This is a genomic window from Calothrix sp. CBUCES-K 9914 (genome assembly GCF_059640475.1).
Map to the genome: position 1 here is coordinate 1 of NZ_JBXXZH010000280.1, position 11,222 is coordinate 11,222.

The following is an 11,222-nucleotide window of genomic DNA, read 5'->3' on the forward strand; positions in this document are numbered from 1 at the left end:
AGACCAATTCAAAACCGCAAGCGTACTCTAATAGTTATGATGCTAGCGAGTTTCATAGTCACAAACTTGGTGATGGGAGTGCGTTATTTGGGATGGTTACAACCCTCAGAGTTACATGCATTTGACCACTTTATGCAAATGCGATCGCATTTATTACCAGAAAAACCAGACGACCGTCTTTTAATAGTTACTGTTGACGAAGGTGATCTTCAGTATCAAGACGCAAAAGGAATGCAGAGGTACTATTCACTTTCCGATCAAGCATTGCTGCAATTATTAGAAAAACTCGATCAATACCAACCACGAACTATTGGCTTAGATATGTATCGTGATGGCGTTTACAGTATAAATCCAATTTTGCTTCATCGTTTCCAGTCTGACAATCGCTTATTTACTGTATGTAAAGTGGCAACTAACGGTGACGATGGTAAGACTAATGGTATACCGTCTCCCAAAGGAGTTCCCGAAGAAAGAGAGAGTTTTAGTAATTTTGTTGCCGATCATAATAAAGTTGCTCGTCGTCATCTTTTAAGTAGTGAAACTCCTGCAACATCTCTTTGTACAGCAAAATCAGCTTTTAGTTTATCACTCGCGCTGCACTACTTGCATCGAGAAGAAAAAACCGCTGATTTCACTGAATCAGGGTTGCTGCGAATTGGTGGTGTGGAGTTCAAACAATTAAAAGAACATAGTAGTGGCTATCAAAAATTTGATGCATTAGGGTATCAAATCATGCTAAACTATCGTTCCCTTTCTTCTTTAGAAAAAATTGCCGAATCAATATCACTAAGAGATATATTAGAAAATAAAATTTCAGAAAAATCTATTAAGTCCCACCAAAATAAAATTATTTTAATAGGTCTTGGTGTAGATAATAACGATGCTTGGGAAACTCCATATCATGCTTTTACACCCCATCAGAGAGAAAGCGGAGTAGTTGTACAAGCACATATGATCAGCCAAATTATCAGTACTGTGTTAGATAAAAGAGATTTGCTGTGGTGGTGGGGTGTTTGGAACGAAGCAGCTTGGATTTGGGTATGGTCATTACTAGGAGGAAGTATAGCATGGTTGTTCTCTAAACCTTGGTATTTGGCAATCGGTACTTTTTTAAGTATATTTTTAATCTATTTTTGCTGTATTTGGATTTTTTTATTATCAGGATGGATACCTTTTATTCCGGCAATTTTCGGATTTTTACTAACTGCATTTTCCATTTCTTTCTGGTTAAAATTTTATCATAAAACTTCAGAATAATGAACAAGCAAAATATCACAATGATCAATTTTATCCTTGCTGTTTTAATACCTTTATTAAGCATTGCTCTTCCTAGTCAACAGGTATTAAATGCTCAAAACTCACAAAACATCAATCCAAAAGTTAATAATCAAAAATTTAAACCTTTTCAATTACCGAGATTTCCCAAGAATGGTATTCCCTCTGGTCGTCGTCGAGGTGGTGCAGGAAGAAATGGATGTCCTACGCAATTGAGTAATATCGTCGCTTTAGTACCTGGATTAACAAAAGAAAAAACTGATAAATCTACTTTTGAAACAACAGTATCAGAATATCCCACTTTTTGGGTTTATGTACCTGAACTACCAAAAAACGCGCGTTTTGCCGAATTTACTTTAAACAATATAGATAATAAAAAGAATATTTTACGAAAAATTTTGGTACTTTCTGGTCAAGCTGGTATTATCAGCTTTAATTTACCTACTAAATTAAAAATAGGTACAAAGTATCAGTGGATATTTACAGTTTATTGTAATGAAAAACAATCTATATCTGAAGACTATGTTTCTGTGGATTCATATATAGAACGTGTAGCAATGCCAGCCAATATTAAACCAGATGATTATCTTGCTTATGCTGAGAATAATATTTGGTATGATAGCTTGACTAAATTAGCTGAACTGCGCCGCAAAAGTCCAAAAGATGAAATTTTTCTTCAAGACTGGCTGGAGTTATTAGAAGCTGCTAATCTCAAAGATATTTCTAACGCCAATTTTATTGGAGGTGACAAATTTGAACAATAATTTTCATTCATATTATCGGTAGCATAATATAATTATTTAGTGCAAATATGTATATAAACATTTTAGAAAAGTCAAGATTTTGTTTACTATTAAAGAAAATAATTTTATGAGCATTAAAAATTCTGTAATATTGACTGTTGTATCCTTTTTGTGGGCAATAACAATAAGCGATCGTACTTTTGCCCAAGTCATCCCAGATAACAGCTTGGGAAGTAAAGTCGAATCTCTTAACCCACAAATCGACCAAATTACAGGCGGTTCCCTACGTGGTACAAATCTGTTTCACAGCTTTTCAGAATTTAATGTGGATGTAGGTAAGGGTGTTTACTTCCAAAATCCCAACGGTGTAAACAACATTCTCACTCGCATTACAGGTAGCAACACCTCGCAAATTTTGGGTACTCTTGGTGTATTGGGCAATGCTAACTTATTTTTACTAAATCCCAACGGCATTATTTTTGGAGAAAACGCGCGTCTAGATATTAACGGTTCCTTTTTTGCCAGCACAGCCAAAAGTTTAGTATTTGAAAATGGCTTAGAGTTCAATACTACCAACCCAGAAGCACCACCGCTACTCACAGTAAACATCCGTCCTGGTTTGCAAACTGGTGCAAAGGGAAATATTAACAATGCAGGTAACTTAACAGTAGGTACAGGGCAAACCTTAACTTTATTGGGGAACACAGTCACCAGCACTGGAACAATAACCGCACCCGGTGGGAGAGTGGAAATGTTTGGCGATCGCATAGGTTTATTAGACAATGCCAAAATAGACGTTTCTGCTGTCGGTGGTGGTGGTACGGTGTTGATTGGAGGAGATTTCCAAGGACAAGGTGCAGTTCCCAATGCCACTAAAACTTATATTGGTAAAAATGCTACTATCAACGCCGATGCTATTGATAACGGAAATGGCGGTAGAGTAATCGTCTGGAGCGATAATAGTACAAAATTTTACGGTAATATAAACGCACGTGGTGGTGTAAATTCTGGCAATGGCGGCTTTGTCGAAGTTTCAAGCAAACAATCTTTAGAATACAACGGTTTAGTAGACACCACTGCCACAAACGGAAATATTGGAACTTTATTGCTAGACCCGACAAATATTGAAGTTGTCGCTGCTGGTGCAGAAACCTTCAATTTAGAAGATGCTGATGCTTTTAATGATGCTGATATTGGTAGTGATGGAAACACTAAAGTATTTGCAAATGCTATTAATTTTGCTTTTGCTGATGTTACTCTCCAAGCTACAGAAAATATTACATTTTTTGCACCAGTAACTATTGTTTTTCCTGGTGTAGAAATAACAGGCGAAGCTGGTAAAAATATTCTTGTAAATAATCTAATTATCAGTAATGGTGGTCAAATTCGATTAAATGCTGGCACAGGTGACATATTGGTTAATTCTCCAATTACCTCATTAGGAGGAGATATATTTATCAACACCAATCAGAATATTGTGGTTAACAATCCAATCCTTAATGGAGGTGGTCAAATTCAGTTAAATGCAAGCCAAGGTAACATAGCAGTTAACTCCAATGTTGTTGCTTTTGATGCTAATCTGGCAATTAATAGTAAAAATTTTATTCTTAATCGTGGAATTGTAGGTACTGATAATCTTAATTCCCAAAGGGTTGGTAGTCTTAAAATTAATGTTTCAGAAAGCACAAGTATTATTGGTGGAATAAGTAATTTAACTAGTACAAGTAACGGTTCAGTGGCAGGAAGTAATTTAGAAATCGAGACAGGAACACTCAATATTAAAGATGGAGGGTTTATTGGAATTTTAACTCAAAACCAAGAAACAGCAGGTAATCTCACAATTAACGCTAAAAACTCTATTAATGTTACTGCTAGAAGTAATATTCGTTCCTCTGCTATATCTACACTAAATACAAATGTTCAAAAGGGTGGAAATCTTTCTATATTTACAGATAAATTATTTCAGGATGCTGGCTTTATTAGTACATTAGGCGATCAAGCTAAGGCTGGTAATTTGTCGATTCAAGCTAAGGAGTCGATAGATGTAATCAATAAAGGAGCTATCACTTCGACTGCAACTCAGCTTAATGGTGCAGCAGGTGATGTTTCAATCGATACAAAAAACTTGAATTTGCAGAATCAAGCTTTAGTTACCTCTAGCTCAATTAATTCTTTAAATCCAAGTGGAAAAGTCACAGTCCGCGCTCAAGAATCGGTGAATATAGACAATATAAGTCAACTTTCTAGTGCCTCTATTGGTTTTGGAAAAGCAGGTGAATTGAATTTATTTACCGGAACTTTAACAATTAGCAATCAAGGAGGTGTCACTTCCCAAACTGTAAGTACAGCCAGTGCAGAAAACCTAAATATATATGCTGATAATTCTGTCAATTTAATTAATGGTGGGATTATATCTACATCTAGTTTTGGTACAGGTAGTGCTGGAAATCTTTACATTGAAACTAAAAACTTGAATGTTGTAGGTCAAAATAGCTTAATAGCCACTACTAGTAGTGATATTATGACCCTGTATCAAGCTATGCAAAATGGGGCAGAATCTGACATTGGGAAACAGATACTATCATTACCTACCGCATCTCGTCAGCTTCTCTTTGAAAGTCTTGATGCAGCTAACCAACAAAGCGGTATTCAAGGTAATGCTGGTAGTTTAACGATACGTGCGACGGAATCAGTAAATATTGCCAATACAGGAGGAATATCAACATCTGGTATAGGTAAAGCCTCTGGAGGCACACTTTTTATAGATACTCGCCAGCTAAATCTCGAAAATCAAGGTAATATCTTGACCAATACCCTAGGTTCTGGAAATGCAGGATTTTTACATATCCGCGCCACAGATACATTAGCAGCCAGTGGTAACAGTAAGATTTATACCGTAGCCGAACCAAATAGCACTGGTAACGCCGGGGGTATACTTCTGCAAACGAATCGCATGGCAATTACAGATAGTGCCGATGTATCATCTGCAACACGAGGAGCAGGACGAGGCGGTGATATTCAGTTACAGGCAAATTCCTTGCAGCTTACCAACACCGGACGGGTTAATAGTATCAGTGAGGGAACAGGTAACGCAGGCAATATTGTCATCAACATTACAGATAAATTGCAAGGAAATCAAGGACAAATCAAAGCAAGCTCAATCTTATCTGGGGGTGGAGATATCAAAATCAACGCAACAGACATCCGCCTACGTAATAGCAGCGAAATCACAACCAGTGTTTTTAACGGTACAGGTGGTGGTGGTAATATCAATATCCAATCTCAGATATTTCTTGTTTTAGAAGACAGTGACATTCTAGCCAACGCAGATGCTGGACCTGGAGGTAATATTACAATTAACTCACCTGCATTTGTAGCGCAATTTTCTCGCTTAGGTCGTAACCCCGGTGACTTTTCTCAATTTCGCGGTAATGGACAAGTTGATATTTCCGCAGATTCCCGTTTAGGTCAAAGTGGAGAAGTCACTATCAATAGCATAGACACCAACCGAAGTTTAATCGCTTTTCCACGAGTACCCTTAGATTCTGGCATCGCTGAAGGTTGTTACAGTCCAACTCAAACTGAAGGTAAATTTGTGATCACTGGTCATGGTGGTTTACCTAGCAATCCTAAAGATGTCTTAACTACCGACGCTATACAAGTCGATTGGGTAAGCCTCAAACCTAAAACCGAAAATCGTTCCACAGCATCTATAAATAACCAAACCGCACTTACTACAATATCAGAACCGATTATAGAAGCCAATGGCTGGATGATGAACGAAACAGGAGAAGTCACCCTCACAGTAAACGTCCCTACAGCCACACCCTATAGTTCTTCCCAACATGTAGTAACTTGCAATACAGCGTTTCAAAACTTTTAGTTATTTTCATATCAATCACAAATACATCTTTTTTGTCTTATGCAAAGGCACCAATACAATGAAATTAATTAAGCCTTTTTTTCTCACGCTATTAATAGTATTAATCTGTATATTCCTTTCTCCCAGCTTCGCTATTAATATTCCTAAAACTACCCCAGCCCAAACACTCTATCAAACTGGACAATATGCCGAAGCTATAAATGTTTTAAAACAAGCAATAGCTACATTTCGACGTAATGGAGATAAACTGAATGAAGCTATGTCACTGAGTAACTTATCCTTAGCCTATCAACAATTAGGACAGTGGCAAGAAGCAAAAACAAATATTACCCAAAGCTTAGATTTACTATCAAAACTTTCAACTTCTGAAAGTTCTCAAATTCTCGCTCAAGCCTTAGATGTTCAAGGGCGCCTACAATTATCTCAAGGACAAACAGAAGCAGCCCTTAACACCTGGCAAGCAGCAGCTAAGATTTATCAACAATTCAAATATGAAGAATCTTTAATTCGCAATCAAATTAATCAAGCCCAAGCTATGCAAACTTTAGGGCTGTATCTTCAAGCTAATAAAACACTAGTTTCCGTTGCAGAAAAACTCAGTAAACTACCAGATTCTGCTGTAAAAGCTACAGGATTTCTCAGTTTGGGAAATATTCGCCGTTTAGTCGGTGATTTTGAACAATCTCGGAAAGTTTTAAATGATGGTCTAGCAGTTGCTCAACGAATAAAATCTGTACAAATTACCAGTGATATTTTACTAAGTTTAGGCAATACATCCCGTAACCAAAGAGATATTCAAATTAATTTAGACAATCAAGATACTAAAGATAGTATCAAAACATATACTGAAGAAGCAATTAAATTTTATCAACAAGCAACAAATCAATCAGCAACCCCAGCCACTAGAATTAACGCTCAATTAAATTTACTCAGTATCTTAATCGCAGAAAAGAATTGGGACGTAGTATCAAACTTATTACCACATATTAAATCTCAACTTGCAGAGTTACCTATAAGCAAAACATCTGTATACGCCAAAATTAACTTTGCTCAAAGTATCATTAAATATATAGATACCAGTCCGCAGCTTGGCAATAAATCTTTAACCCTTCAACCAGCTACTGAGATACTAGAACTAGCAATTAAAGAAGCACAGAACCTCAAAGATCAACGAGCTAAATCCTACGCACTCGGTACTTTGGGAAAATTATACCATAGAACGCAAAATTTTGCACAAGCCGAGAAATTTATTCAGCAAGCTTTGTCAATTGCTCAAATAATTAATGCTCAAGACATTGCCTATCAATGGTTATGGCATCTTGGAAGTATTCTGAAAGACCGAGAAGATACCAAAAGTGCGATTAAATTCTACGAGAAAGCATGGACAATCCTGCAATCACTACGCATTGACTTAATAGCAATGAATCAAAATACTCAGTTTTCATTTCGAGAGAATGTAGAACCTGTGTATCGAGACTTTGTTGACTTATTGTTGAAAGATAGTGATTCTCAAGAAACTAATCTTAAAGCCCGTAAAGTGATAGAATCTTTGCAATTAGCTGAAATTCAGAACTTTTTACGTTCAGCCTGTTTACGCCCAACAACAGAAATTGACAAATTAGTTGAAAACGATAAATCTACAGCGTTAATCTATCCAATTATTTTAGATAAGCGCTTAGAAGTTATTGTAAAATTACCAAATAAAGAAATAAAAAACTATACAACTGCTATCTCTAAAAACAATGTTGAAGAAATCATTAATCAATTAAGAACTAATTTAACTATTGATAATCGAAATTTTGAAATTAACGAGTATTCAGAAAAAATTTACGAATGGTTAATTCAACCTGCTAAATCTGAGTTAGATAAAAACCAAATAAAAACGTTAGTTTTTGTCTTAGATGGGGCTTTACGAAATATCCCTATGTCAGTTTTGTATGACAAAAAACAGCAAAAATATTTGATTCAAAACTATGCTATTGCTATAGTTCCTGGGTTACAATTAGTTGAACAAAAACCCTTGAAAAAAGTAAAATTGAATGCCTTCCTGGGCGGAGTTGGAGAGCAAATAGAAATCGATGGCAAGACTTTTTCTTTACTTAAGAATGTGAAAAGCGAATTAGAAGAGATTCGCAGCGAAATGCCTCAGAGCAAAGAATTTTTTAATGACAAGTTTACTAAACAAAACTTAGAAAACCAAATAAAATCTTATCCTTTTTCTGTAGTTCACTTAGCAACGCATGGACAGTTTAGTTCTAATCTCGAACAAACTTACATTCTCACGTGGAATGCTCTACTGGAAATTAAGGAGCTAGATAATTTATTAACAACTAGAGATAAAACCAAACCAGAGAGCATAGAATTACTTGTTTTGAGTGCCTGTAAAACTGCTAAAGGTGATAAACAAGCTGCTTTGGGGTTAGCCGGGGTCGCCGTCAAATCTGGGGCACGTAGTACACTAGCATCACTTTGGGTTGCAGATGATGAATTTGCCAAAAAAATATTGAGTGAATTTTATCGACAGTTAAAGAAAGAAGTGACTAAAGCTGAAGCATTACAGCGCGCTCAACTCAGCATTTTTTCTGAACAGAAAGACAAGCCATACATCTGGGCGCCATACGTTCTCGTAGGTAATTGGTTATAAAATTTACTTTCTTTCAGTGTATGCATGGAAATCTGTATTTATCCCGATACATATACAGAACCAAAAAACACCTGATGGGAAGTAATAATAATGATTCGTACAACTACATTAAACAGAGCGCTAGCTTACCCTAAACACTGGACACTTGGGCTTTTGTCTACCGCTATAGTTCTTAGCCCTACCATTGCACTTGCTAATAATGAGTATTGGATAAACAGCGTGCGCGAGCAACTCATCCGAGCGACTGTTTCTCTAAACTTGGGTGGTAATTATGAACTAACACACGACCCTTTCGTAGATCAACTCAGTAGCAATCAAAGTGACTATGTGACTATAAATCTACGTAGAGGTGTAGATTATGCATTTGTAGGAGTATGTGACCAAGACTGCCAAGATATTGACTTAAGACTTTACGACGAAGGTGGAAACCTCATCGACTCAGATACTGGCAATGATGACTATCCTTATATCAAAGTTAGACCACGTTGGAGTGGTCAATTTAGAATTAAAGTAACTATGGCAAGATGCAGAGCAAATTATTGTTACTACGGTATTGGTGCCTTTGGTAAATAATGCATGGTTTTTCAAACCTAACCCGATAAAGAAGTAGTAGAGTAATCAGGCACTTAAATCAAAATGAAACCTTACGAAAAGCAAACTGTCGTGTACCCTTTACAAACATTGAAAAACCGACTGATTCATATGACATTTAAACCAGGAGCAAAAGCATTTAGTATAACCTTACTTACTGCTTTTGGTTCAATCGTCAACAGCAATCAACCAAGTCATGCTCAGGATACCACCTTCTTCTGTGGTCAAAGTACACAAGGAATACCAACTACTTATGCTCGTACTAAACGCGGCAATGTTCCGGTAATTCGTTGGGTTTCCTCGAATTTTGCAACTTCTGGTTATACTCCACAGCAACGTTGTCAAGAAGTCACTAGACGTTTTCAAATTTATAAAAATAATGGCACCCTGAATTACATCACTACAGGTATCATGAACCGTCAATCTGTAGTTTGTGTCAGCAATTCAAAAGGTGGTGGTTGTGAAGGCTTGTTATTCACTCTCAAACCGGGAGCAAATGCCAGTCGTGTTTTACAACAATTGTTTAATATTGGTGATGGTACAGCTACTAGTCCTTTGTACGAAAGTTCTAGGTCATCTAGCAATTCTCAAACTGAAACTAATTCTATTGATGTTAATCAGTTTTTAAATAATACCCAAGTAGAATCTACATCGGATGCTACCCCTGGCGCTCAACCTGAAATCATATCTCCTGAAGGAATTTGGTAGTCATACAGGTATTAGAGCTTGATTATACATGAACAGGAGTTTGTTAATACTGACAGTCTGTATTGGCATTTACTTAGTTAAATTGCCTAGGCAGATATTGGCTGAAAACGCTTCTTTGATGGTGGTTGGCTCCTGTGTTGTACCGAAACTCTCAACGGTGCAATTGCATTCCTATGCTAAATCAATAACCGTCAAAGTTTTCTCAGGAGATGCTTGGGGTTCTGGGATTTTAATACACAGGCAAGGACAAGATTATGCAGTTTTGACTAACGACCATGTATTAATACCAGGACAAGGAAAACCATATCGTATTCAAACATCTGATAGTCGTATTTATAATGCTCTTGTTGTAGAAAATTCTAAATTTTCTGGACAAGATTTAGCTTTACTAAAGTTTCGTAGTAAAGCTAATAGCTATCAAGTTGCATCGTTGTCTAAATCTGCAAATTTATCAGAAAGCGATGAAGTGTTTGCAGCTGGGTTTCCCTTAGAATCCAAAGATTTTACTTTTAGTAAAGGACAAATCAAGATCTTGTTAAACCAACCACTAAAAGGAGGATTTCAAATTGGATATAGCAATGATATTCAAAAAGGTATGAGTGGTGGTCCAGTCTTGAATAGTCAAGGTCAAATTATAGCTATTAATGGTAGGCATTCTTATCCTTTGTGGGGTAATCCTTATGTATTTAAAAATGGTGAAATTCCTAGTGCGGCTATACAGAAGCAAATGATGAAGCTAAGTTGGGCTGTGCCAATACAAACTTTTATTAAATTGGCGCCAAAGTCAATTTCAACCCTAGGTTGTTAATCATAAATACCCGTGGGTGCTCATCTCAACTTTTGGTAATTAGTACTTATTGTACAATACTGGATTTCCTTAATATTTAGTACTTTTTGGAGTGAAAATCATGAGATACCAAGATAATCTTTCAGCTATTTTAGCTGGTACAGCAGTTGTTAGCGCTGTTCTAGTTATGCAACCAGTAGCAGCTTTTGCCATGACTGGAGAACAAATCAATAATGTCGCGCGTGAAGTTACAGTTTTAATTAAAGGAAAACAGGGGCATGGTTCTGGAGTAATTATTTCTAACGACAATAATACTTATTACGTTTTGACTGCTTACCATGTTGTTGCGTCAAAAGATGATTACAAAATTGTCACCTTTGACAAAAAAGCTTATCAATTAAGCAACATTAGCCGCTTACCTGGGGTTGATATGGCTGTTGTACGGTTTAGTAGTAATCAAAACTACAAAGTAGCTAAAATTGCCAATTCTAACCAAGCTGTTGTCGGAAAGTCAGTTTTTATTTCTGGATGGCCTGCACCTGGAAGTACTGGGCAACTAGTCCGCCAATTTACATCTGGAGAAATATCAGG

The 11,222-nt window shown here is 36.6% G+C and carries 8 protein-coding genes; all 8 read left to right on the forward strand.

Annotated elements, in window-relative coordinates; all coding sequences use genetic code 11:
* On the forward strand, positions 1-1,257 hold a 1,257-nt coding region (locus tag AC2JBO_RS37680), incomplete at its 5' end, for a CHASE2 domain-containing protein (protein WP_496958754.1).
* A gap of 20 nt (positions 1,258-1,277) precedes the next feature.
* Positions 1,278-2,039 (forward strand): DUF928 domain-containing protein, encoded by a 762-nt coding sequence (locus AC2JBO_RS37685; protein WP_496958755.1) that lies wholly within the window; start codon positions 1,278-1,280, stop codon positions 2,037-2,039.
* 106 nt (positions 2,040-2,145) lie between these two features.
* The gene (locus AC2JBO_RS37690; protein WP_496958756.1) at positions 2,146-5,901 is read left to right on the forward strand and encodes a two-partner secretion domain-containing protein; all 3,756 of its coding nucleotides are present in this window, start codon (positions 2,146-2,148) and stop codon (positions 5,899-5,901) included.
* A gap of 58 nt (positions 5,902-5,959) precedes the next feature.
* A complete protein-coding gene (locus AC2JBO_RS37695; protein ID WP_496958757.1) occupies positions 5,960-8,545 on the forward strand; it encodes a CHAT domain-containing protein in 2,586 nt (861 codons plus the stop codon).
* Positions 8,546-8,635: 90 nt separating this feature from the next.
* Complete coding sequence (locus tag AC2JBO_RS37700) at positions 8,636-9,118, forward strand: hypothetical protein (RefSeq protein WP_496958758.1); 483 nt, start codon at positions 8,636-8,638, stop codon at positions 9,116-9,118.
* A 129-nt stretch (positions 9,119-9,247) separates the two neighbouring features.
* Entirely contained in the window at positions 9,248-9,844 is a 597-nt protein-coding gene (locus AC2JBO_RS37705) for a COP23 domain-containing protein (RefSeq protein ID WP_496958759.1), read from the forward strand.
* 97 nt (positions 9,845-9,941) lie between these two features.
* On the forward strand, positions 9,942-10,652 hold the full coding sequence (locus AC2JBO_RS37710; protein ID WP_496958760.1) for a S1 family peptidase: 711 nt from the start codon (positions 9,942-9,944) through the stop codon (positions 10,650-10,652).
* A 100-nt stretch (positions 10,653-10,752) separates the two neighbouring features.
* Positions 10,753-11,222, forward strand: a 470-nt coding sequence (locus AC2JBO_RS37715) for a S1 family peptidase (protein ID WP_496958761.1), incomplete at its 3' end; no start/stop codon positions are given.

What these genes read in the sequence shown, in the direction of transcription:
- AC2JBO_RS37685 (WP_496958755.1), top strand. Translation starts at nt 1,278, where the DNA reads ATGATCAATTTTATCCTTGCTGTTTTAATACCTTTATTAAGCATTGCT.
- AC2JBO_RS37690 (WP_496958756.1), top strand. Translation starts at nt 2,146, where the DNA reads ATGAGCATTAAAAATTCTGTAATATTGACTGTTGTATCCTTTTTGTGG.
- AC2JBO_RS37695 (WP_496958757.1), top strand. Translation starts at nt 5,960, where the DNA reads ATGAAATTAATTAAGCCTTTTTTTCTCACGCTATTAATAGTATTAATC.
- AC2JBO_RS37700 (WP_496958758.1), top strand. Translation starts at nt 8,636, where the DNA reads ATGATTCGTACAACTACATTAAACAGAGCGCTAGCTTACCCTAAACAC.
- AC2JBO_RS37705 (WP_496958759.1), top strand. Translation starts at nt 9,248, where the DNA reads ATGACATTTAAACCAGGAGCAAAAGCATTTAGTATAACCTTACTTACT.